This is a genomic window from Acinetobacter sp. 18QD2AZ41W, assembly GCF_009829025.1.
GTDB lineage: Bacteria > Pseudomonadota > Gammaproteobacteria > Pseudomonadales > Moraxellaceae > Acinetobacter > Acinetobacter pseudolwoffii.
This window is the reverse complement of sequence record NZ_WURP01000004.1, coordinates 177,693-200,267: the sequence shown is the minus strand read 5'-3', so window position 1 is coordinate 200,267 and position 22,575 is coordinate 177,693. Positions and strand designations below refer to the sequence as shown.

The window sequence follows — 22,575 nt, the reverse complement described above, 5'->3', positions numbered from 1 at the left end:
TTTCGAAAGAAGCTGACTCAAAAGCCGGCAAATTCACTGCTTGTTTTCATAGTTTTGACATTGTCAAAGTTTAAGCTAGAAACCAAATCTGGCGGGCTGAATATACCATCAAGCCAGTAAACAAGCGGCCAGAATACCCCTTTCGCAACAGGCATTCAGGCGAGATAGAATATTTCACCGCTGCCGACAAACTTCGATTGATTAGTTGAGAGTGCACATTTAAACTACAGCAATCAAAATATTACAAAATGCTTTATCTGGAGAAATCGCATGTCAGCTCAGTTTGATCATGTATCTGTACTTAAAAAATCAAATGTATATTTCGGCGGTTTATGTATCAGCCATATTGTTCAATTTGAAGATGGCACCAAAAAGACTTTGGGGGTCATTTTACCATCAGAAAATGCCTTAACCTTTGAAACGCATGTGCCTGAGCGCATGGAAATTGTTTCAGGTGAATGTCGTGTTCAGATCGGAGATAGCGAAGAAAGTGAGCTGTTCCGTGCAGGCCAGTCCTTCTATGTGCCGGGTAATAGCCGTTTTAAAATCGAAACCGATGATGTGCTGGACTATGTCTGCCATTTTGAAGGTTAAGTACAGCGCAAGATCAGTGCAAACCGGGCAAGAAATTTCAGTGCGAATCGGTTAAACTAATCATTCTATAGAAATCCTGTGAAGTCAGCTTTACGGGATTTTTCTTTTATATATAAATTTAATTTAGAGGTCGTTCATGGCAAAACCTGAATATTTTTATGGCGTACATTCAGTGGAGTCATTGTTAGAGCTTGAGCCTGAACGTGTCTTGACATTATTCACTCTCAAAGGACGCGATGATCAGCGTTTAAAACGTGTACTGGAACTGGCTGAACCGTTTGGCATCAGTGTGCAGCAAGCCAGCCGTGACAAACTGGAAAAATTGGCCGGTCAACCCTTTCATCAGGGTGTTGTAGCAGCCGTTCGTGCCCATCCGGTCTTGAATGAAAAAGATCTTGAGACATTATTGAGCGCAAATCCGCAAGCCTTGTTATTGGCCCTTGATCATATTACCGATCCACACAACCTCGGAGCATGTGTGCGTACCGCCGCTGCGATGGGTGTTGAGGCGGTGATTGCACCACGTGATCGTTCTGCAAGCTTGACTCCGACTGCACGTAAAGTGGCTGCCGGTGGTGCTGACAAAGTCAAATTTATTCAGGTGACCAATCTGGCGCGTACCTTGGGGCAAATCAAAGAAGACTTTAATGTGCGAGTCGTCGGTACCATGCTGGATGAAAAAGCGCTGCCGATTCAGGAGTTTGATTTCACCGGTACTGGCGTCTGTGTGGTGATGGGTGCGGAAGATACCGGTCTACGTCCAATTACACAAAGCCAATGCGATCAGACGGTGTATATCCCGATGGCGGGTAATCTACAAAGCCTGAATGTCAGTGTTGCGACCGGTATGGCACTGTATGAAGCTTGCCGTCAGCGTAACCTGTAATTGATGATGGCATTGTCAGATCGTACACAGGGCTATGTCTTTCTACTGACGACTATGTGTATCTGGGGCGGTTTTACTTTAACCGCCCGTCTGAATGCGCTTTGGAACATCAGTGCCTGGGATATCGTGGCTCTGCGGTTTTCTCTGGCTTTTCTGATTCTGATGCCGATCTTGCTCTATCGCAAGGAGGCGGCTTTTTTACTGAAAAAAGAACCCTTTATTCTGGCCATGATTGGCGGAGTAATTTACTGTCTGTTTGCCTATAGCGCCTTTCATTATGCGCCTACCGCCCATGCCGCGATTTTCTTGAATGGCTGTATTCCGATTTGTACTGCCATCATGGCTTTTTTCCTGATGGGGCAGGCTTTTGATAAGCATACCTGGGCCAGCCTGATTATTATGATTGCGGTGCTCTGTATCATGAGTCTGTTGATGTATCAGGAAACCGGAGTGGCATTCGGGGCAGGGGATGGGCTATTTTTTATCAGTGCAATACTCTGGGCAATTTTTACCGTGTTATTGCGGAAATATCAGTTAACTGCATGGCAGGCAATGAGCGGTGTCGCGATCTGGTCAGCAGTGGTTTACGTACCTGTTTATCTGCTGTTTTTACCCAAAAATTTGAGTGTGCCAGAACCCCAGCACTTATTGTTTCAAACCATCTTTCATGGGGTTTTTGTGGTAATTATTGCCACTTTAAGCTATGTCGAAGCAATCAAGCGTCTCGGTGCATTTAAAGCCGGTAGCATTACCAATCTTGCACCATTTATTGCTGCGATTCTGGCGGTGCCTTTATTAAATGAAGCGCTGAGCCTGGCGATGATCTGTGGCTTGGTGGGGATGGCAATTGGGGCCTTACAGCCTTGGCGCTGGATTGGCCGTAAAGATAGTTTAGAAGCACAACTTGCAGCACAGAAAAAGCAGTCTTAATCGGACTGCTTTTTTTATACCTCAGGCAGCTGCCATGTTTAAATATTTTTCATGCAATGGGCGGAGATGGGCATAAAGATGATCCAGATGACCATCATTCAGCACAATATCATCAGCCATGGCCTGTTTCTGTTCACGTGACATTTGTGCGGCAATAATGTTTCGGATTTGCTCAATATTTTGACCATCACGTTGTGAGGCACGTTCAATTTGCAATTCGATTGTGGCATCAATCAGTAAGCGATGCTGAGTGAGCTCATGTTGATTGGTCTCAAACAGGAGCGGTGAAACCAGAATGGCATAGGAACTTTGCGCAGCATCTAACTGCTGAATAATCGAAGTGCGAATTGCTGGATGAGTAATATTTTCCAGGGTTTTACGTGCTTCAGGAGACTGGAAAATATATTCGCGCAAGGCACGGCGATTCAGTGAACCATCTTCAAGCAGTACCCAATCCCCAAAAGCCTGCTGAATCTGGGCGAGTGCAGGCTGGCCAATCTCGACCACTTCACGCGCCACCACATCGGCATCCACAACGACAATGCCTTGTGCTTCAAACCATTGACTGGCCGCAGACTTGCCACTGCCAATCCCGCCGGTTAATCCGAGTATAAATTTCACTTTATTGACCTAAATACACTTTCATAATCTGCTCGCCCCACAGAAAAGCAATCCAGCCGGCAATCGCGATATAGGGACCAAAGGCAAAAGGCTGATTTTCCTTACGGACTTTCAGCAGGATAATCCCGATAATCGCACCCACTAAAGAAGAAAGGAGCACAATTAATGGTAATAGCAAAGGCCCCATCCAGGCACCCAAGGCGGCAAGCAATTTAAAATCGCCATAGCCCATACCTTCCTTGCCAGTGACAATTTTAAAGACATAATACACCACCCACAAACACAGGAAGCCAATGATATAGCCCCAGATGGCAGAACTCGGTGAGGTATAGAGGGCATAACTATTGACGCCCAGACCCAGCGCGGCCAGGGGTAGGGTATAACGGTCCGGCAATAACTGGGTGTCAAAATCAATAAAGGTCAGTGCAATTAAGACATAAGTCAGAATCAGGCCAAATAACATCTGGACAGTCGGACCAAAAACAGCCACCACCATCAGCGCACAGGCCGCGGTCAGAAGCTCAATAAATGGATAGCGGATACTGATGGGATTTTGACAGTTGCCGCACTTGCCGCGCAAGACCAGCCAGCTGATGACGGGAATATTCTGGTACCAGCGGATTGGCTGATGACATTTGGGGCAAGTCGAATCGGGTTTGCTTAAACTTAATTTGGTCTCATCAATAATTGGCTGTTCCGGATGCAGGAACATTTGGCAATCGGTACGCCATTCCTGCTCCATCATCTTGGGAGTGCGATAAATCACCACATTTAAGAAACTACCAATGCAGAGACTAAAAAGCCCAACTGCGCTATACAGCGCTGTTGGGTTTTGAATGAAATATTGAATAAGATCTTGCATTAAACCACAGAACCCATTTGGAAGATTGGAAGGTACATGGCAATCACCAGACCACCGACAAGTACACCGAGAACAGCCATGATCAAGGGCTCCATCATGGAAGTGAGACCGTCTACGGCATTGTCGACTTCATTTTCATAATGGGTAGCAACTTTATCCAGCATGGCATCTAACGCACCGGATTCCTCACCAATGGCGACCATTTGCACGGCCATAGATGGAAACTTGTTGGTCACCCGCATGGCAAACTGTAATTGCTGACCAGTGGCAACATCTTCGCGGATTTTCATGACGGCATCTTCATACACCACGTTATTGGTTGCGCCAGCAGTGGATTCCAGTGCATCAATCAAGGGTACACCGGCTGCAAAAGTGGTGGCCAAGGTACGGCTATAACGGGCAATAATCGCTTTATACACCAGATCACCGAAAATCGGTGCTTTAAGTGCTGCTTTATCCAGAAAATCGCGGAATTTTTTACTGCGTTTTTTTGCTTCCAGAAAAGCCGTAATGATGGCCCCAATGGCAATAATGAGCAGGAACCAATATTTTTGCATCCATTCCGACATATTGACCACCATTTTGGTAAAAGCCGGTAAGTCAGCACCAAATGAAGAGAATAAATCCTGGAAAACCGGGACCACTTTTACCATTAGAATAATCGTGACAATCAGCGCGACCACGACCACCGCAGCCGGGTACTTCATGGCTTTTTTAATTTTTTGCTTGAGCAGTTCACTTTTTTCCTTGTAGATCGCAACCCGATCCAGCATGGTTTCTAGCGCACCGGATTGTTCACCCGATTCGACCAGTGAACAAAATAGTTTATCGAAGTATTGCGGGTATTTACGCAGTGCACCGGCAAAGGTATTACCACCTTCCACCTCACCTTTAATCCCCAGAACGACTTCACGCATGGCTGGATTCTCCAGACCCTCTGCAACAATTTCAAAGCCTTGTACTAAAGGTACGCCGGCTTTCATCATGGTCGCGAGCTGTCGGGTAAAAATCGTAATATCCAGTGTGCTGACACGTTTTTTCATTAAGCCTTCGAGAATGTTTTTTTTCTTTTCCCGAATGGTCTTGATGCTGATGCCCTGTTTTCTGAGCGTCACTTTGGCCAGTGCCATGTTGCGCGCCGGCAATTCCCCCTTGATCTTTGCCCCTTTACGATCAATTCCTTCATAGCTGAAGATCGGCATCATCTGGCCTTTCTTTACTGCTGCCATACCTTTATCCTTATTTTAGATCAGCGCACGATCATTCGCTGGTGACACGATTGACTTCCTGTAAGGAAGTCACCCCCTGCATCACCTTGATTAAACCTGATCGGCGTAAATTGTTAAAACCTGCACGGGCAGAAGCATCGGCAATTTCAAGTGCATTGCCATCTTCCATAATAATTCTAGAAATTTCAGGCGTCACTTTCATGACCTCATAAACACCTACACGACCCTTATAGCCTTCGCGACACTCATTGCAACCCACCGGCTCATAGATCTGGAACTCTGGTTGCTGGAGATCTGCTTCGGTAAAACCCATTTCCAATAAACTCTGCTGTGGAATGTCGGCAGGTTTTTTACATTGTGAACACAGGCGACGTGCCAGTCGTTGTGCAATAACCAGATTCACTGAAGTGGCAATATTAAAAGACGGCACGCCCATATTGCGCAAACGGGTCAGGGTCTCAGGCGCACTGTTGGTATGCAGCGTTGACATCACCATATGACCGGTCTGTGCCGCTTTAATGGCAATTTCTGCAGTTTCCAGATCCCGGATCTCACCGACCATCACGATATCTGGATCTTGGCGTAAGAATGACTTCAAGGCAGCAGAGAAGGTCAGGCCGACTTTATTGTTGACGTTGACCTGGTTAATTCCTTGCAGGTTGATCTCGACCGGATCTTCCGCGGTGGAAATATTGGTATCTTCACGATTCAGGATGTTCAAACCGGTATAAAGTGAAACCGTTTTACCAGAACCCGTTGGCCCGGTAATCAGCAGCATGCCTTGCGGTTTATCCAGCGCCTGCATAAACAGTTCTTTTTGTTCCGGTTCATAACCGAGTGCATCGATCCCCAGCATCGCGCTAGATGGATCTAGAATACGCAGTACCAGTTTTTCGCCAAACAGGGTCGGTAATGAGTTGACACGGAAATCAATGGCTTTGTTCTTTGAGAGTTTCAGCTTGATACGGCCATCCTGAGGAACACGTTTTTCAGAAATGTCCATTTGCGACATGACTTTTAAACGTGAAGACAGGCGGGTTGCCAACTGCAGCGGCGGTGTTGCAATTTGGCGTAATACCCCATCGACCCGATAACGAACCCGGTAGATTTTTTCATAAGGTTCAAAATGCAGATCCGAAGCACCCATACGAATCGCATCGATTAATAATTTATTGATATATTTGACAATCGGTGCTTCTTCTTCACCTTTGTCTTTTTCATCTTCTTCTTTACTCGGATCAGATGAATCGAAATCTACATCCAGATCAAAGTCTTCATCAAACTCAAAAGTGCTTTCTTCGGTAAAATTCTGCTCGATCAGTTTTTCCAGTTTATTGTGTTCAACAATAATGGTTTCAATATTGAGCTTGGTTGAAAAGCGAACGGCATCAATCGCTTCAATATTGGTCGGATTACTGATGGCAATATATAAAATACTGGAATTTTTAAAAATTGGCAGGATGCGATGCTTGGTAATCAGCTTCTCATCAATGATATCCCGCAAAATTTGCGCAGGATCATAGGCACTGATATCAAACAGCGGCTCACCAAATTCGACTGAAATCGTTTCAGCAATAACGGTTGGGGAGAGCTGTTGCTGGTTAATCAGCTCCGCCACAATATCTATTTTTTCTTGCTTGGCATGTGCCAAAGCACTGCGCATATCTTCAGCCGAGATGACGCCTTCCTCGACCAAACGACGAATAAATCCGGTAAATCTTGGCGACCCCTGTAATGCTGTCATGCTATAAATGCCTATAAATCAAATTTTTTTAATTGCTATATTAAAATTATACGTTTGTTACGTAAAAATACCATAGCTAAGAGTGCTGCTACCTTCCTCATATCCAGTAAAACTTTGAACTGGTTAGAAGAAGTTCCCATTTTTTTAAGTGATAACAAAAAACAACCATTTTGAATAGTCTAAACCTAGAATAAGTGATAAGAAAACTATTCTTTAAATTTTCCAATTCCGTGTAGAATGTGCCCAATTCGAAATATGTAAATAAAATAGGTTAATTATGTCAGTTTCGACGATTACCCCTTGGGTAATAGGTAACTGGAAAATGAATCCGCTGCAGGCAGATGCATTAACACTGGTGCACGGTATTAAAAATTTACTGGAAACTGCACCAATCGCCGCAGATAAATGTCATGTCGGTGTAGCCCCGATTGCTCTTGCCCTGACCCAGATTCAGGCGGAACTGTCATCTGCGACTCGTCCTGTTTACACTGTAGCACAAGATGTTTCACGTATTTCAGGAACGGGGGCTTATACCGGTGAAGTGAGCGCTGAATTATTGCAAGACAGCCAGATTCATTATGTACTGATTGGTCATTCCGAGCGTCGTGAAGTTTTCGCAGAAAACGCAGAAGTTCTGAATGCCAAAATCAAGTATGCATTAACTGCCGGTTTAACGGTGATTTACTGTGTGGGTGAAAGCCTGGAACAACGTGAAGCAGGGCAGGCGGAAGCGGTCGTATTGCAACAGATTTGTGATATTGCAGCGGTAGTGGACGCTGAGCAATGGAAAAATATCGTGATTGCTTATGAACCGATCTGGGCAATTGGTACCGGTAAAACCGCCTCTCCTGAAGATGCGCAAGCCATGCATGCACAAATCCGTCAAGGTTTGAGCCAGATCACCGGCTATGGTGCAACCATGGCGATTTTATATGGTGGTAGTGTCAAGCCGGAAAATGCAGTAGAGTTAGCAGCCTGCCCGGATATCAATGGAGCACTGGTCGGTGGTGCATCACTCAATGCTGAGTCGTTCCATAAAATTGCTCACGCATTTGCAAATACACAATAATTAGGAGTTCAGCATGCAAACTTTTGTGCTGGTAGTACATATTATCTTAGCTGTTTTGATGATTGTCTTGATTTTGGTTCAGCATGGTAAAGGTGCAGATGCTGGTGCCTCTTTCGGTGGCGGTGGTGCGGCGACAGTATTCGGGGCATCGGGTTCCGGCAATTTTATGACCCGTTTGACTGCTATTTTAACGGCGCTATTTTTTGTGACCAGTTTGACTCTGGCTGTTTTGGCCAAGAAAGACAGCACAAATGCCTATAGTTTGGGAACGGTTCAATCTGCGCCGACCATGCCTGTGCAATCGAATGAAACTTCACCAACTGCACCAGAAACGACCGAATAGTTTTAATTAGTCCTTTCTTTTTTTCAGTGATGCGACTAGAATGCGTCACAGCTGCGGTGGTGGTGGAATTGGTAGACACGCTACCTTGAGGTGGTAGTGCTTTCGGGCGTGGGGGTTCAAGTCCCCCCTTCCGCACCAACTTATAATCCAGAAATTTAAGTTGGTGTATGCAGCTGAAAAAACTTCTGTTGATGCGGGATGGAGCAGTCTGGTAGCTCGTCGGGCTCATAACCCGAAGGTCGTTGGTTCAAATCCAGCTCCCGCTACCAATCAATCCTTTTTAAAGACGCAAACTTTTAAAGCAGTTTAAGTTTTTTTAAGCTGAATATAATTTGCATGTTGTTGCGGGATGGAGCAGTCTGGTAGCTCGTCGGGCTCATAACCCGAAGGTCGTTGGTTCAAATCCAGCTCCCGCTACCAATCTTTTAAAGATGCAAACTTTAAAAGCAGTTTAAGTTTTTTTAAGCTGAATGTTATTTGTACGCTGATGCGGGATGGAGCAGTCTGGTAGCTCGTCGGGCTCATAACCCGAAGGTCGTTGGTTCAAATCCAGCTCCCGCTACCATTTTTTCAGTGACAGATGACAAATATGCAGAATGATGCAGTTTTGATTGAAAAGCTCTCATCTTTTGTATATAATTTTTGCACGTTGATGCGGGATGGAGCAGTCTGGTAGCTCGTCGGGCTCATAACCCGAAGGTCGTTGGTTCAAATCCAGCTCCCGCTACCAAGTTTCTAAAAAGAGGCTCACAACAAGGTGGGCCTTTTTGCACAGTGGGATTTGAAGAAAATCGCTATTGTGCTTAATTGGGGCGATTTACGCCCTTTTTTATTGGCTATCGTGTAGTGTCGACATTATTTGGTCACGTCTCCATGTTTCACTACTACTATAGTTTGTATTGGTTTGTAGTGGTCAAATAGATCATAAAATCGCACCAGATGACGAGAGTAAATGAAGCTATCAAATAAAACTCAAGCACTTCAGGACTTGATTGCACCGGCAGTTGAAGCCTGTAATGTAAACCTTTGGGGGATTGAGTTCCTGCCACAGGGTAAACGTTCGTTATTACGTATCTACATCGACAAACCGGTCGATGCAAGCGCTGAACCGGCCGTTAATGAAGACGGTGAAGAGGAACAGGGGCGTGGTATTGGTGTTCAGGATTGTGTGCGTGTAACGCAGCAAGTCGGCGCCATGCTGGATGTTCATGATCCGATCTCGGGTGAATATTCACTTGAAGTGTCTTCTCCAGGCTGGGATCGTCCATTCTTCCAGCTCGAACAGATGTCAGGCTATATTGGTCATAGCGTAGCATTACGTCTGATTAGTGCAGTAGATAACCGTCGTAAATTCCAGGCCAAACTGGTTGCAGTCGACTTAGACAATGAAATGATTCAAGTTGAAGTAGAAAAGCAACAGGTATTGGAGATCGACAGTCACAATATCGATAAAGCAAATTTGGTCTTCCAAGATTAATTGAATAAATAAAAATTTAACGAATAGGTGACGTATGGCACGTGAAATTCTGACCGTCGTTGAAACGGTTAGTAACGAAAAGGGTGTACCTCGTGAAGCAATTTTCGAAGCGCTTGAGCAAGCTTTAGTTGCGGCGACCAAGAAAAAATTCTACGAAGGAACTCGCTCTGAAGAAGCACGTTTACGTGTGGAAATTGATCGCAAAACAGGTGACTACCGTACTTTTCGTCAGTGGGAAGTAGTCGCTGACGAAGATCATGAAATGCCAGCGTGTCAGGATGCGATTTCTGATCTTGATCCTGCACAATGGTCAATTGGTGATATTCGTGAACTCGAAGTAGAATCGATTGATTTCGGTCGTATTGCAGCACAAATTGCCAAGCAAGTGATTGTACAGAAGATCCGTGAAGCAGAACGCGCACTTGTGGCCGATGCTTACGAATCTAAAGTCGGCGAGCTGATCTATGGTGAAGTGAAGAAACAAACCAAAGATGGTTTTATCATTGACTTGGGTGATAATGCTGAAGCATACCTTGCACGTGAAGAAATGATTCCGAAAGAAATTCTTCGTCCGAAGCAACGTATGAATGCGATTCTGTTCAATGTGAACCGTGAAGGTCGTGGTGCGCAACTCCAGTTGTCACGTGCCAAGCCGGATATGCTGATCGCATTGATGAAGAAAGAGATCCCTGAGATTTCTGAAGAAATTATTGAAATTAAAGCAGCAGCTCGTCAACCAGGCGTGCGTGCTAAAATTGCAGTAAAAACAAATGATCACCGTATTGATCCGGTTGGTGCATGTATTGGTATGCGTGGTACACGTATCCAGGCTGTTCAACAAGAATTGAACGGTGAGCGTATCGATGTCGTGGTATGGTCTGACGACCCTGCCCAGTACATCGCCAGCGCACTGGAACCAGCAGATGTATCGAGTATTGTCATCGATGAAGATGCCCGTACTGCAGACATCATCTTTGCAACGAGTGATCAATTGGCTCGTGCGATTGGTTCACAAGGTCAGAACGTTCGTCTGGCATCAGAATTGACTGGCTACAAGCTGGACATGATGCTGGAAGAGGAATACTACGCCCGTCAACAAAACGAAGCGCAACAGTATCTGGACATGTTTGTAACACGTCTGGATATCGCGGAAGATTTGGCGATGGCACTGGTAGAAATGGGCTTCACCTCGCTTGAAGAAATTGCTTATGTCCCTGCAGAAACGTTTGATGAAATCGAACTTGATGCTGAACTGGTTGAATTATTGCAAAGCCGTGCGAAAGAAATTGCACTTGCTGATGCATTACAACAGCAAGAGAATATACAAGCGCCAAGTGAAGAACTTGTTGCAATGGAAGGCATGACAGCAGAGATCGCGCAAGCTCTAGCAGCTCGTGGTGTGGTAACAGTTGACGATTTGGCAGATCAGGCGACCGACGATATCGAAGATATTGAAGGTTTGGGTGCTGAGAAAGCCGGTCAACTCATTATGAAAGCGCGCGAATCATGGTTTAACTAGGAGGTAGTATATGACGGACAAGTCGATTAAAGAGTTAGCCCTCAGCGTGGGTCGTCCAGTTGAGAAGCTCCTAGAGCAGGTTCGTGAGGCAGGTTTACCACAGCGTAAAGCTGACGATATTATTACCACCGAACAACAAGATAGCTTGATGAGCCATGTGAAGAAATCACAAGGTTCAGAAAGCCAAGCAGGGCAAATCACGTTGAAACGTAAAACAACCAGTACTGCAAAAGTTGCGAGTACTTCAGGTAAGGCGAAAACGATTAATGTAGAAGTTCGCAAGAAGCATACATTTGTTAAGCCTGATCCAGAACAGATCAAAGCAGAAGCATTGGCGAAAGCCAAGGCTGAACAACAGGCCAAAGCTGCGCCTGAGCAGAATACAGCACAAGCTGCTTCTTCTGCTGAAGCTCCGAAAACTGGCGTAAATAACGCGAGTAAAGCTCTAGAAGCGATGCGTGCTGCTGCAAAACAAACCAGCGACAAGCAAGAAGTTTCTAAAGCGGCAGTCGTGGTAAAACGCAAATCGACCAACAAGCCGATTGTAAAACAGGTTGTTAAACAAACTGAAACGGCTGAACAGAAAAAAGCACGTGAAGCTCAGGCAGCGCAATTAAAAGCGACTGAAGAAGCAGCACGTCGTAAAGCGGCTGAAGAAGCGCAGCAACGTACGCTTGAACAAATGCGTCAGATGGCGTCTAAGTACACCGCTGAAGATACAACAGCAACGATTCGTGTCGTAGACGATTCTCCGCTTGCTGCCGGTCTGGTGGGTCAGGCATATGAAGACTCATTTGCCAAAGAAGACCGCGAGATTAAACGTGGTACCAATACCCCAGCTGCACGTGCACCGAAAAAAGGTGGACGTCGTGGTCAGGAAGAGCAGAGCTTCAGCAAACAGCCTAAACGCGGTTTGAAAACCAGCCAGGGCAACAAGCACGGCTTCGAAAAACCTGTGAAGAAACAGGTTTACGATGTTGAAATTGGTGAAACCATTGTTGTGGCTGATTTGGCTGCGAAAATGGCGATCAAGGTTCGTGAAGTTATTAAATCTCTCATGAAAATGGGTGAGCTGGTTACTCAGAACCAAGCCATTGATCAGGAAATTGCAGCATTAATCGTAGAAGAAATGGGTCATAACCCGGTATTGGTTTCTGATACGCAAGCTGAAGATAACCTGCTTGAAGCGGCTGAAGAAGCACGTGGTGCACAAACAACGCGCGCACCAGTGGTTACCATCATGGGCCATGTTGACCATGGTAAAACATCGCTTCTTGACCGTATCCGCCGTGCCAAAGTGGCGCAAGGCGAAGCAGGCGGTATTACCCAGCATATTGGTGCTTACCACGTTACAACCGACAAAGGTATTATTACCTTCCTTGATACTCCGGGACACGCAGCGTTTACTGCAATGCGTTCACGTGGTGCCAAAGCAACGGATATCGTTGTACTGGTTGTTGCAGCAGATGATGGTGTTATGCCACAAACTGCAGAAGCAATCGACCATGCACGTGCTGCAGGTACACCAATCATTGTTGCAATCAACAAGATGGATAAAGAATCTGCTGATCCAGATCGCGTATTGAACGAATTGACCACCAAACAGATCGTACCTGAACAATGGGGCGGTGATGTACCGGTTGCCATGGTTTCGGCGCATTCTGGTCAAGGTATCGATGAACTTCTAGACCTGATTTCGATCCAGGCTGAATTGCTTGAATTGAAAGCATCGGAAGAAGGTGCTGCACAAGGTGTGGTGATTGAAGCACGTGTAGACAACAGCCGTGGTGCGGTAACGTCTATTCTGGTTCAAAACGGTACCTTGAAAGTGGGTGACCTGGTTCTTGCTGGTTCATCTTATGGTCGCGTTCGTGCAATGACCGATGAAAATGGTCAGCGTATCAAATCTGCAGGTCCTTCAATTCCAGTGGAAATTTTGGGTCTTCCAGAAGCGCCAATGGCAGGTGACGAAGTTCTTGTTGTTAGCGATGAGAAAAAAGCACGTGAAGTTGCCGATGCACGTATGGATCGTGAACGTCAAAAACGTCTTGAGCGTCAATCTGCAATGCGTCTTGAAAACATCATGGCGTCTATGGGCAAGAAAGATGTGCCTATCGTGAACGTGGTGCTGAAAACTGACGTACGCGGTACACTGGAAGCCTTGCATGTTGCACTTGCTGAACTTGCAACGGATGAAGTGAAAGTACGTATTATTGGTTCGGGCGTTGGTGCAATCACCGAGTCTGACGTAACACTGGCTGAATCTTCAGAAGCAGTTCTACTTGGCTTTAACGTTCGTGCGGACAACACTGCGCGTCAAAAAGCCGATGCAGACAGCATCGACATTCGTTACTACTCAATTATCTATCAATTGATTGATGATGTGAAAGCAGCAATGAGCGGTAAGCTGGCACCTGAACATCGTGAAACGATTCTGGGTGTTGCACAAGTACGTGAAGTATTCCACTCAAGTAAATTCGGTGCGGCTGCGGGCTGTATGGTTCTTGAAGGCGTATTGCATCGTAACAAACCGATTCGCGTACTCCGTGATGACGTGGTGGTATTCCAGGGCGAGCTTGAATCTCTTCGTCGCTATAAAGAAGTGGTTGAAGAAGTTCGTGCCGGTATGGAATGTGGTCTTGCGGTGAAAGGTTATAAAGACATCAAAGCACTGGATAAGATCGAAGTGTACGATGTTCAACTGATTAAACGGAGTCTTTAATGGCGGGTAGTCAACGTCTGAAGCGTATGGCGGATACAGTACAACGCGAGTTGTCAGAACTGATCCGTCAGGAGCTGAAAGATCCACGCTTAGGTGGTCTGGTGACCATCTCTGCCGTGAAGGTGAGCCCGGACTTGGGATATGCGGAAGTTTATGTCACTGTTATGGGACGTGAGCTGGGCGATGAACAAAGTGAAGCGGCGAATAAAGAAACTTTAGAGGTGTTAAACAAAGCCTCTGGTTTCCTGCGTCACGAACTGAGCCGTCGTATCAAAACCCGTATTACACCTCGTCTACGTTTCCATTACGACAAGACCAATGCCTATGGTAACTATATGTTTGGTCTAATTGCTGAAGCTGTGAAGGATTTACCTGAAGCTGAAGCAAAAAAAGATGATGAATAAGTCTTAGGACAATAAAAAAGCCACCTTCGGGTGGCTTTTTTATTGCTGGCTTTATTGAAACTTTAAACATTAGAAGTGAATCGACCTATCTAAAAATAGTCCAAATCAAGTGAGATCATCATTTTTATGATTCATTTTTTTCTCATAAAAAGCACGGCGACGTGAACGTTGCCAAGGCAGGGGACGCTCCAGTGTTTCTGGAACCTCACCACTTAGTGAGCGTAAACGTAAATGCAATGCTGCCTGCGCCATCAGATTGGCCGATACTGGCGCAGTGATAAAGGCAAATAGGGTAATCAGCACTTCAGCAAAACCGAAACGGCCGTACATGGCAGAAAAAATAATCGCGGCAATCAGAAAACTGCCCAAGCCCAAGGTACTGGATTTGGTTGGTGCATGCAGCCGCATAAACAGATCGGGCAGGCGCACCATCCCGATCCCACCGACCAGCATGAAGAAAGCACCAATCAATAAAAAAATCGAAACTAGTATTTCTAAAATTAACGGCATTTAAAAACTCCTAGTCGATGACATGGCCAGTGGTGAAATAACGCGCCAAAGCTGCTGTAGAGACAAAGCCGAGCATCGCCACCAGTAAGGCCTCTTCAAACAGAAAAGTGCTACTCCAGTAAATTCCCAAAATGACAATCAGACAGGTGGCATTCAGGAACAGGGTATCGAGTGCCAAGAGGCGGTCAACGATAGAAGGGCCGGTAATGAGTCGGATCAGGCAGAGTAACATCGAGACAGTGACTGCACCCAGGCAAATCATTAATGCATAAGGCAGAATCGTCATATTTTTTCTCCTGTCTGTGCGCTGAAAATTTTAAGCAAGGGCTGTTCATAACGTTGTTTGATCAGCTCGATTTCAGCTGCTTCATCATCCGTGCTTAAAGCATGCACCAGAATATCACCACGATCCTGATCAATACCGGCAGTGACTGTGCCCGGTGTAGTGGTAATAATCATGGCCAGTAAGGTGTTGACTTCTTCATGCTCGGTTTCCAGAGGCACACGGAACCATTTGGGATGTAGGTTTTTGGTCGGCCCCAAGACCAGTTTTGCAACTTTAAGATTGGCCACCACAATGTCCCAGACCACGACAAAGAACAGACGCAGCGCAGGCCACCACTGGATATTCGGGGTATAGTCAATAAACGGCGCGACCATTTTGGGAATGACAATCGCCAGAAGCAGGGCCACCAGCAAGGTTCCGGCTTCTGTGCTATGTGACAGTAAAGTCCAGCTGAGTCCCACGATTACAGAAACCAACGGGTGCGGGAACCAACGTTGCAGGAATGATTCAGCCATTAAGGTCCCTCCGCCGGTTTAAGTTGATTATCATCATGTTGGGTTTGTTCAATATGCTGCTGGTCAATCTGACGTTGTTTGAATTCAGAAATATTTTCACCTTCCAAAGTGGCTTCTGAAATCATATAAGGAATCAGATGTGCATTTGGATCCACCACCTCGCCACCATATTTGGTTTCTGGCAAATAACTTGGATCAAAGGGTTGCACACTAATAAATTGACCTTCTGCATCACGTTTTAACAGGGCAGCTTCATAGACCGGATTGTTTTTAATCTGTTCTGCCGTCTGATAGTTATATTGATAGATCGGTCCAGCAAATACAACATAAGCTGTTAAGCCGGCAAGTAGCAAATAGATCGTGTGATCATTACGTGCAGGTGCCTTACTGGGTAAAGCTTCATATTTGTGGAAATCGTCAGAATTCAAATCATCTTCAGGTTTGGTCGAGCGCCAGAACAGCATAAAGCCGACTCGAGTAAAAGCCAGAATACTGAGGAAACTCACCAGCAGAATGGTCAGGATAATGATCATCTGATGCTCTGAATTGGCAGAAGCCTGCAAAATAAAGACTTTGCCAAAGAAGCCGCTGAACGGTGGCAGACCGGCCATCATCAAGGCAATGATGAAATAGATAATCGAAACCAGCTTGTTCTGTTTCATCAGCGGTGCGATTTTAAAATGATCTTTGAACTCACCGCGCTGTGAGGTAATCCAGCCAGACAGGATATAAAATGCTGCAGCAATCAGGGTACTGTGTACCATATAGTACAGGGCGCCGGCCCAGGCTGCAGTCGTATTCATGCCAATCGCCACCAGAATCGTGCCGACTGAAGACAGCACCATAAAGCCGACAAAACGGCGCAGGCGTTCTGTACCAATCGCACAAATGACACCATAGACTGAAGTAATCAGACCGATCACCAGTAGACAGTTCATCAGAATCTGATGGCTGTATTCATCATCAAAAACAGTTCCATTGATTCGCAAAATCGCATAGATCCCGACTTTGGTCATAATGGTAAAGAGTGCGGCAACAGGGGTGGTGGCTACGGCATAGGTTTTGGGTAACCAGAAGCCCACCGGCAGCATTGCCGCCTTAATCCCGAAGACCACGAATAGCATGAGTCCACCGGCAACGGCCAGTTTATGCTGATCTGCTGCCAAGGTAGGCATTAAGCGCGCCACATCGGCCATGTTCAGACTGCCGACACTGCCATAAATCATGCCGAGTCCAATCAGGAACAGCGCAGAAGCCAGCAGGTTAATGGTGACGTAATGAATTCCCAGCTGGAAACGCGCCTTGCCCTGTCCATGCAATAGCAGCACATAGGACGCCATCAGCAAGATTTCAAAGAATACGAACAGGTTGAATAAGTCACCAGTCAGGAAGGCGCCGGTCAGGCCCATCAGCAGGAAATGCACCATGGTATGGAAATAACGGCCACGGGTATCCCATTCTTTACTGGCATACCAGACCACCGGTACTGCCAGGGCATAGGTCAACACCAGCATCATGGCAGAGAGTTGGTCCAGCACCAGCACGATCCCAAAAGGTGCGGCCCATTCGCCCAGTGTATATACACTGACTTGACCCTGACTGCTGTCAATTAAATAACTGACCGCAATGATCAGACCCAAGATACCCGAGATATGGCTGATACCACGACGCCAAGGCTGACGCCAGTCTGTGGTCAGGGAGCCAGAACCCGGATTGCCTAAAAGTACCAGACTAAAAGCGGTAATGGCCGGTAAAAGAATACTGAAAATTGGCGTATGTTGAGACCAGAAGTGAAGAAGATCAGTCATTAAGGCTCATCCTCACGTGGGTCAATCTGAGGTGTTTCTTCTTTTGAATCAACGTGGTCTGTTCCTGATTCATAACGGCTACGCAGTGCCAGCTGAACAATAAAGGCAGTGGTGGCAAAGCCAATCACGATGGCGGTCAGCACCAGTGCCTGCGGAAGGGGATCGGTGACTCTGGAGGCCTCGGTCAATACGGCAGGCGAATTCATCTGGATCCGCCCCATGGCAAATAAAAACAGGTTGACCGCATAACCAATCATGGCCAAGCCCAGCACCACCGGAAAAGTACGCGCACGCAGAATCAGATAGATTCCGGTGGCGGCGAGTAGACCAATGGCGGAGGCTAATAAAAATTCTAAACTCATCATTCTATTATCCTCTTGGTACTGGGCCAGTCATACTGGAGTGACGTGAATCGCCCAGGACAGAAATCATCAGCATGGTCGCACCGACTACAGTGACATAGACACCGACATCAAACAGCGCCGCCGAAGCCAGATGCATTTCTCCAATCACGGGTGGCGAAACATAGATATGTGCGCTGGTCAGGAATGGGCGTGACCAGAACCAGGCTGCAACCCCGGTCAAACCGGCAATGGTTAAACCCACGCCAATCCAGATTTCATAAAGACGACCAGATTTGGCACCCAGCAACTGTTCAGTTTTATCCTGTCCCACTGCAATATATTGAATAATTAAGGCCAGTGAGGTGACTAATCCGGCAATGAATCCACCGCCCGGCAGGTTATGGCCACGCATAAAGATATACAGGCTGACTACCAGAGCTACAGGTAAAATCCATGATGCCGTGATACGTAACATCAAGGGGGAGGGATTAAATCGATAGGTCAAACCTTGGGTCATGGTGGTGCCATGCGCACGCATGCCATCCATCAGGCTAAGCACACCAATCGCGGCAATCCCGAGTACAGTAATTTCGCCGAAGGTATCGAAACCACGGAAGTCGACCAGAATCACATTGACCACATTGGTGCCGCCGCCGAGTGGAATTGACTGCTGCAGGAAGAACCATGAAATAGAATTATGATCACGGGTCATGATCAGCCAGGCGATGGTGGCAATACCGAGACCGCCGCCTAGCGCAATGATCGCATCACGCCAGCGCCGGGTTGGACTGGATTCATAAGGGGTTAGCTGCGGTAGCAGAGATAAACTCATTAATAACAAGACGGTGGTTACTACATCGACCGTAATTTGGGTCAATGCCAGGTCAGGTGCCGAGAAGCCAATAAAGACCATGGTCACCACCAGACCTACTGCACCACTGATCAGTACCGCTTTAATCCGTTCATGATGGAACCATAGCAGCATCCAGCAGGCAGAGAACAGCAACATCCACAAGACAATGGCCAGGGCAGGGGCATGGGTCAGCTCACGCGTACCGCTACCGATACCATTGGATAACAATGGGAAACCAACCAGGCCGATGGTAAAGATCACAATCCACAATAAATAGCTTTGTAATTTGCCAGTTTCAGTGGCACGGCGGAAACGACGTGAATTTAACAGCAGATTTTTCAGGAACAGGTCAAACAGGATCCGACCCTGTAAGCGGCCCAGTTTTGGATCCAGATCAATTTCACGTAAGGCACCACCTTTGGCCAGAGAAAAGTAAAACACCGCACCACCGGCCAAAGCAATCACACTCATTAATAATGGCAGATTAAACCCATGCCAGAGGGCCAGATGCGTACCTTCAAAAGCAAAATTTTGAGTCGTTGCCTGCGTGGTACTATTCACGATTTTTTCGACCAAAAGTGCTGGCAATAGGCCCACTAAAATACATAAAAATGCCAGTAAAGTGGCGGGTGCACGCATGCCAAATGGTGGCTCATGCGCATTTTTATTCGGGACTTGCTTGCCCAGTGGACCGTCGAAAAATACCCCATGCACCAGACGAATCGAATAAGTGACTGCAAAAATTCCGGCCAATGTTGCCACAATGGCTGAACCGACCAGCACTGGCCCGCTTAAATTGGCCACCAGCTCAGTAAAGAACATCTCTTTGGAGAGGAAACCATTGGTCAATGGAACACCGGCCATAGAGGCCGCAGTGATCATGGTCAGCGTTGCAGTAAAGGGCAGCAGTTGCCACAGACCGGAAAGCTTACGTAAATCACGGGTGCCAGATTCATGATCGATAATACCGGCAATCATAAACAGGGCCGCTTTAAAGGTCGCGTGGTTAATAATATGGAAAATTGCCGCTGCGACTGCCAGTGGAGAACCAATCCCGAGCAGACACATGATCAGACCCAGATGACTGATGGTTGAATAGGCCAACAGGCCTTTCAGATCTTCCTTAAAAATGGCAAAAAAGGCGGCCATGCACAGGGTAAACAGACCGACAAAGGTCACAATATTATGAAACAGTGCCGCGCCAGCAAAAATCGGGAGTAAACGTGCGACCAGAAACAGGCCGGCTTTGACCATGGTGGCCGAGTGTAAATAGGCAGAGACCGGTGTCGGTGCTGCCATGGCATTGGGTAACCAGAAATGGAAGGGGAACTGCGCACTTTTGGTAAAGGCACCGAGTAAAATCAGCAACAAAGTGGGAACAAATAGCGCATGTGACTGGATCTGTTCAGTCATCGTCAGGATTTGATCAATCTGATAAGTGCCGGTAATTTGACCCAGCAGGATGAAGCCACCAAGCATGGCCAAGCCACCCATGCCGGTAATGGTCAAGGCCATACGTGAGCCGCGCTGTGCGGCTTCGTAATTGCTCCAATAGCCCACCAGTAAAAATGATGAAATACTGGTGAGTTCCCAGAAAACCAGCAGGATCAGCAAGTTATTTGACAATGAAATTCCGAGCATGGCTGCCATAAACAGCATCAGCAAGAAATAAAGTTTGCTCAGCGAATTTTTAGGATTGAGATAATAATAGGCATAAATATAGATCAGGGTGCCTATGCCACTGATCAGCAAGGCAAACAGCAGGGCCAGAGAATCCAGACGGAAACTGAAATCGATCCCGAGCTGGGGCAGCCAGGACCAGGTCTGGGTAATCACGGCACCATCAAAGATGGCAGGCGCCTGACTCAATAATAATAAGAAACTGCTGAGGCTGACACCAATTGCCCCTAAAGCCGTTACCCCGCGCGAAAATTGCTTCAGCCACGAGACAAGGGTTGTGCCTAATACTAACGGTAACAATATAATAATCGGCAGCACACTCGTATCCATTGTCGTGATTTAGGTTGTGACCAACCTAGGGTGAATCTTCATCTTTCAAGGACTACAGGATTACAAGGAGCAACCCAAACTTCTCAATCTTGAAAGCCAAAAGAATATTCAAAAGAATATAAAAATAGTTGTATTGCGCAACTTATAAACGATAGCAAATTCCGATTTTACAATGAAATTCGCAAATAAAACCGATCATATTACAGGATAACAACAACATCAACGTTTTTATGTCGAACTTATAAATTATACGCGAGCAGGCTTTTGGCGTGGGGTGGATGCTTAAACAGATCATCCAGAAGTGACCGAAAATTAAGATTAAATTGCAAGCATTGATTGTAAATATGACTAAATGCAGTTTTACAATTGCAAAAAGACAGCACTAAAATGGTCTGGATAAATCTCGATATTCATTGAAACGATCATTACTGTTTTTCAACGTTACTTAGAGCGATTGCGGTAGCGTCGGCTGATCCTGAGCAAGTAAACGTAACAATTCCTGCTGCTGTTCAGGATTCAACTGTTGCTGAATCCGCTGTAATACAGCAAGCGGTGTAGTCGGTTCGGTGACGGTTTCTATTAGCGCTTCTTCGGCAGGAATTGCGTCTGGATCAGTATGTAGACCCATTTCGGCATAGATCTGATCAAACTGGATTTTCATGCTTTCAAGATGAATTGGATGCAACTGTTTATTTTCGAGTCTTAAACACTGAAAGGCCTGTGCCTGTTCCAGTAACTCAGGTCGGTTGCCGGTGGCAATAATTTGCAAATTAGGAAATGCCTGATGCAGACGCGGCAGAATCTCTGCTGCCAGATCCTGATCCAGCTGATGATCAATGGCATCAATCAACAACACTCCTGTACCTTCCTGACATGGAAATAAACTGTTCGGATTGAGCAGACAAAGACGCCGTACAATATCGCCCACCAGCGCAATCCAGGTGCGGATGCTATTGGGAAGCTGCTGAAAAGTAAAACGCTTGTCCTGATAGGTCAGCATCAGTTGCAGCTTGGGCTGGTATTTTAACTCAATCTGGCTGATGTCAGGCAATACCTGCGACAAGGCATTTTTTAAGGCCGTTAAATGCGGGGTATGGAGCTGTGCTTGCGCTTTTTCAATCTGCCGCGCCAGTTCATCTCCCCGAATATCTTCAGGTTGCTGCAAGGCACGTGCTAAAATCTGATCCATGATCTTGGCGCTTTGCGCATTTTCAATATCACTGACTTCACGCAACCATTCAAAGAAACGGGCAAAGGTCGTAAACGGAATCGCGCTAATGTCGTAAGCATGCGCTGTATGGAAAATAGCCGGATTGTTTTTGCTGATCAGATTGACGTCATTGACAAAGCGGTCGGCAGGATAATAGGCAATCAGCGGCAAGCCGAGCAGAGGATCATTGAATCGGGCTTTCTGATAAAGCCCAAGCATGCTGTCCAGTTGCGCAGTTTCTGCTTTGCTAAAGCCGAGTCCCTGACTATTTAAAGTCTTATAGACTTGCCAGGAACAGCTCTGTTGCTGTGCAGCTTCAGTCTGGCTGGATTCTGTAAGCGCTGAAACCTCTTCGGGAAAGCCAACCCGGATATCAATTTTGGATTGCAGCCGGTGTTGCATGATGTCCTGATCAGGCATCACCAGACCGGCAGCCCGGCTATCGCGATAACGCGCTGCAAACCAGGTCAGCGCCTGATAAGCACAGCGTAACAAAGTGGTTTTGCCAGTACCCTGATTGCCCAAAATTAAGGTAAGCGGATATTGTGAATAATCAAGCTGAAGCTGAATCTCTGGAAAATGCAGGGTGTGTTTCAGTTGAAGCGCTTCGATGTGCATAGGTCACCTGTACCATGATTT

20 protein-coding genes and 5 tRNA genes are annotated in these 22,575 nt (G+C 46.4%); 14 read left to right on the top strand and 11 right to left on the bottom strand.

Going from position 1 to position 22,575, the window contains the following annotated elements; genetic code table 11:
• The first annotated feature begins 270 nt into the window (after positions 1-270).
• From GVV58_RS08495 to GVV58_RS08485, 3 genes are all read left to right on the top strand, one after another.
• A complete protein-coding gene (locus GVV58_RS08495) occupies positions 271-594 on the top strand; it encodes a pyrimidine/purine nucleoside phosphorylase (RefSeq protein ID WP_004281089.1) in 324 nt (107 codons plus the stop codon).
• 136 nt (positions 595-730) lie between these two features.
• Positions 731-1,480 carry a 23S rRNA (guanosine(2251)-2'-O)-methyltransferase RlmB gene (rlmB, locus tag GVV58_RS08490; RefSeq protein ID WP_005168959.1) on the top strand — a complete coding sequence of 250 codons (750 nt, stop codon included), beginning with the start codon at positions 731-733 and terminating at the stop codon, positions 1,478-1,480.
• A gap of 3 nt (positions 1,481-1,483) precedes the next feature.
• Positions 1,484-2,410, top strand: a complete 927-nt coding sequence (locus GVV58_RS08485) for a DMT family transporter (protein ID WP_035337472.1) — start codon at positions 1,484-1,486, stop codon at positions 2,408-2,410.
• A gap of 21 nt (positions 2,411-2,431) precedes the next feature.
• Here GVV58_RS08485 and coaE read toward each other — a convergent pair whose 3' ends face one another.
• From coaE to pilB, 4 genes are read right to left on the bottom strand one after another with little or no spacing between them, the layout of a single operon-like run.
• Positions 2,432-3,031, bottom strand: a complete 600-nt coding sequence (gene coaE, locus GVV58_RS08480) for a dephospho-CoA kinase (RefSeq protein WP_074383651.1) — start codon at positions 3,029-3,031, stop codon at positions 2,432-2,434.
• Position 3,032: 1 nt separating this feature from the next.
• Positions 3,033-3,893 (bottom strand): A24 family peptidase, encoded by an 861-nt coding sequence (locus GVV58_RS15740; protein ID WP_074383650.1) that lies wholly within the window; start codon positions 3,891-3,893, stop codon positions 3,033-3,035.
• On the bottom strand, positions 3,893-5,122 hold the full coding sequence (locus GVV58_RS08470) for a type II secretion system F family protein (RefSeq protein WP_100329414.1): 1,230 nt from the start codon (positions 5,120-5,122) through the stop codon (positions 3,893-3,895). Before GVV58_RS08470 ends, GVV58_RS15740 begins: the two co-directional genes overlap by 1 nt.
• Positions 5,123-5,153: 31 nt before the next feature.
• Positions 5,154-6,866 carry a type IV-A pilus assembly ATPase PilB gene (gene pilB, locus GVV58_RS08465; protein WP_005094394.1) on the bottom strand — a complete coding sequence of 571 codons (1,713 nt, stop codon included), beginning with the start codon at positions 6,864-6,866 and terminating at the stop codon, positions 5,154-5,156.
• 277 nt (positions 6,867-7,143) lie between these two features.
• Here pilB and tpiA point away from each other — a divergent pair, with 277 nt between their 5' ends.
• The 11 genes from tpiA to GVV58_RS08410 all read left to right on the top strand — a co-directional run bounded on the left by tpiA (position 7,144) and on the right by GVV58_RS08410 (position 14,400).
• The gene (gene tpiA, locus GVV58_RS08460; protein ID WP_159516333.1) at positions 7,144-7,935 is read left to right on the top strand and encodes a triose-phosphate isomerase; all 792 of its coding nucleotides are present in this window, start codon (positions 7,144-7,146) and stop codon (positions 7,933-7,935) included.
• 13 nt (positions 7,936-7,948) lie between these two features.
• Positions 7,949-8,278, top strand: coding sequence for a preprotein translocase subunit SecG (secG, locus tag GVV58_RS08455; RefSeq protein WP_005094388.1), 330 nt, complete (start codon positions 7,949-7,951; stop codon positions 8,276-8,278).
• A 53-nt stretch (positions 8,279-8,331) separates the two neighbouring features.
• A tRNA-Leu gene (locus tag GVV58_RS08450) sits at positions 8,332-8,416 on the top strand.
• A gap of 54 nt (positions 8,417-8,470) precedes the next feature.
• Positions 8,471-8,547: transfer RNA gene (locus GVV58_RS08445), tRNA-Met, on the top strand.
• A 74-nt stretch (positions 8,548-8,621) separates the two neighbouring features.
• Positions 8,622-8,698 (top strand) — tRNA-Met (locus tag GVV58_RS08440).
• A 68-nt stretch (positions 8,699-8,766) separates the two neighbouring features.
• Positions 8,767-8,843 (top strand) — tRNA-Met (locus tag GVV58_RS08435).
• 88 nt (positions 8,844-8,931) lie between these two features.
• A tRNA-Met gene (locus GVV58_RS08430) sits at positions 8,932-9,008 on the top strand.
• Positions 9,009-9,230: 222 nt separating this feature from the next.
• On the top strand, positions 9,231-9,755 hold the full coding sequence (gene rimP / locus GVV58_RS08425; protein WP_005094386.1) for a ribosome maturation factor RimP: 525 nt from the start codon (positions 9,231-9,233) through the stop codon (positions 9,753-9,755).
• 34 nt (positions 9,756-9,789) lie between these two features.
• The gene (gene nusA, locus GVV58_RS08420; RefSeq protein ID WP_005094384.1) at positions 9,790-11,274 is read left to right on the top strand and encodes a transcription termination factor NusA; all 1,485 of its coding nucleotides are present in this window, start codon (positions 9,790-9,792) and stop codon (positions 11,272-11,274) included.
• Positions 11,275-11,284: 10 nt separating this feature from the next.
• A complete protein-coding gene (gene infB, locus GVV58_RS08415; protein ID WP_005094383.1) occupies positions 11,285-13,996 on the top strand; it encodes a translation initiation factor IF-2 in 2,712 nt (903 codons plus the stop codon).
• Positions 13,996-14,400, top strand: coding sequence for a ribosome-binding factor A (locus GVV58_RS08410; protein ID WP_005094380.1), 405 nt, complete (start codon positions 13,996-13,998; stop codon positions 14,398-14,400). The genes infB and GVV58_RS08410 overlap by 1 nt, the downstream gene beginning before the upstream one ends.
• A 105-nt stretch (positions 14,401-14,505) precedes the next feature.
• On the opposite strand, the gene GVV58_RS08405 is transcribed toward GVV58_RS08410, so the two are convergent.
• The 7 genes from GVV58_RS08405 to GVV58_RS08375 all read right to left on the bottom strand — a co-directional run bounded on the left by GVV58_RS08405 (position 14,506) and on the right by GVV58_RS08375 (position 22,554).
• On the bottom strand, positions 14,506-14,910 hold the full coding sequence (locus GVV58_RS08405; protein ID WP_005094378.1) for a Na+/H+ antiporter subunit G: 405 nt from the start codon (positions 14,908-14,910) through the stop codon (positions 14,506-14,508).
• A 10-nt stretch (positions 14,911-14,920) separates the two neighbouring features.
• The gene (locus GVV58_RS08400; RefSeq protein ID WP_005094376.1) at positions 14,921-15,196 is read right to left on the bottom strand and encodes a monovalent cation/H+ antiporter subunit F; all 276 of its coding nucleotides are present in this window, start codon (positions 15,194-15,196) and stop codon (positions 14,921-14,923) included.
• On the bottom strand, positions 15,193-15,711 hold the full coding sequence (locus GVV58_RS08395) for a Na+/H+ antiporter subunit E (protein ID WP_159516332.1): 519 nt from the start codon (positions 15,709-15,711) through the stop codon (positions 15,193-15,195). The genes GVV58_RS08400 and GVV58_RS08395 overlap by 4 nt, the downstream gene beginning before the upstream one ends.
• On the bottom strand, positions 15,711-17,519 hold the full coding sequence (locus tag GVV58_RS08390) for a monovalent cation/H+ antiporter subunit D (protein ID WP_005094371.1): 1,809 nt from the start codon (positions 17,517-17,519) through the stop codon (positions 15,711-15,713). The genes GVV58_RS08395 and GVV58_RS08390 overlap by 1 nt, the downstream gene beginning before the upstream one ends.
• Entirely contained in the window at positions 17,519-17,884 is a 366-nt protein-coding gene (locus GVV58_RS08385; protein ID WP_005168933.1) for a Na+/H+ antiporter subunit C, read from the bottom strand. The genes GVV58_RS08390 and GVV58_RS08385 overlap by 1 nt, the downstream gene beginning before the upstream one ends.
• Before the next feature lie 4 nt (positions 17,885-17,888).
• A complete protein-coding gene (locus tag GVV58_RS08380) occupies positions 17,889-20,726 on the bottom strand; it encodes a monovalent cation/H+ antiporter subunit A (RefSeq protein WP_159516331.1) in 2,838 nt (945 codons plus the stop codon).
• Between the two features lie 445 nt (positions 20,727-21,171).
• Complete coding sequence (locus tag GVV58_RS08375) at positions 21,172-22,554, bottom strand: AAA family ATPase (protein ID WP_159516330.1); 1,383 nt, start codon at positions 22,552-22,554, stop codon at positions 21,172-21,174.
• Positions 22,555-22,575 lie beyond the last annotated feature (21 nt).

Coding starts and splice junctions, on each gene's coding strand:
- GVV58_RS08485 (WP_035337472.1), top strand. CDS start 1,484: ATGATGGCATTGTCAGATCGTACACAGGGCTATGTCTTTCTACTGACG.
- GVV58_RS08470 (WP_100329414.1), bottom strand. CDS start 5,122: ATGGCAGCAGTAAAGAAAGGCCAGATGATGCCGATCTTCAGCTATGAA.
- GVV58_RS08385 (WP_005168933.1), bottom strand. CDS start 17,884: ATGATGAGTTTAGAATTTTTATTAGCCTCCGCCATTGGTCTACTCGCC.
- rimP (WP_005094386.1), top strand. CDS start 9,231: ATGAAGCTATCAAATAAAACTCAAGCACTTCAGGACTTGATTGCACCG.
- rlmB (WP_005168959.1), top strand. CDS start 731: ATGGCAAAACCTGAATATTTTTATGGCGTACATTCAGTGGAGTCATTG.
- GVV58_RS15740 (WP_074383650.1), bottom strand. CDS start 3,893: ATGCAAGATCTTATTCAATATTTCATTCAAAACCCAACAGCGCTGTAT.
- GVV58_RS08400 (WP_005094376.1), bottom strand. CDS start 15,196: ATGACGATTCTGCCTTATGCATTAATGATTTGCCTGGGTGCAGTCACT.
- infB (WP_005094383.1), top strand. CDS start 11,285: ATGACGGACAAGTCGATTAAAGAGTTAGCCCTCAGCGTGGGTCGTCCA.
- GVV58_RS08375 (WP_159516330.1), bottom strand. CDS start 22,554: ATGCACATCGAAGCGCTTCAACTGAAACACACCCTGCATTTTCCAGAG.
- GVV58_RS08390 (WP_005094371.1), bottom strand. CDS start 17,519: ATGACTGATCTTCTTCACTTCTGGTCTCAACATACGCCAATTTTCAGT.
- tpiA (WP_159516333.1), top strand. CDS start 7,144: ATGTCAGTTTCGACGATTACCCCTTGGGTAATAGGTAACTGGAAAATG.
- nusA (WP_005094384.1), top strand. CDS start 9,790: ATGGCACGTGAAATTCTGACCGTCGTTGAAACGGTTAGTAACGAAAAG.
- secG (WP_005094388.1), top strand. CDS start 7,949: ATGCAAACTTTTGTGCTGGTAGTACATATTATCTTAGCTGTTTTGATG.
- pilB (WP_005094394.1), bottom strand. CDS start 6,866: ATGACAGCATTACAGGGGTCGCCAAGATTTACCGGATTTATTCGTCGT.
- GVV58_RS08395 (WP_159516332.1), bottom strand. CDS start 15,711: ATGGCTGAATCATTCCTGCAACGTTGGTTCCCGCACCCGTTGGTTTCT.
- GVV58_RS08495 (WP_004281089.1), top strand. CDS start 271: ATGTCAGCTCAGTTTGATCATGTATCTGTACTTAAAAAATCAAATGTA.
- GVV58_RS08380 (WP_159516331.1), bottom strand. CDS start 20,726: ATGGATACGAGTGTGCTGCCGATTATTATATTGTTACCGTTAGTATTA.
- GVV58_RS08410 (WP_005094380.1), top strand. CDS start 13,996: ATGGCGGGTAGTCAACGTCTGAAGCGTATGGCGGATACAGTACAACGC.
- GVV58_RS08405 (WP_005094378.1), bottom strand. CDS start 14,910: ATGCCGTTAATTTTAGAAATACTAGTTTCGATTTTTTTATTGATTGGT.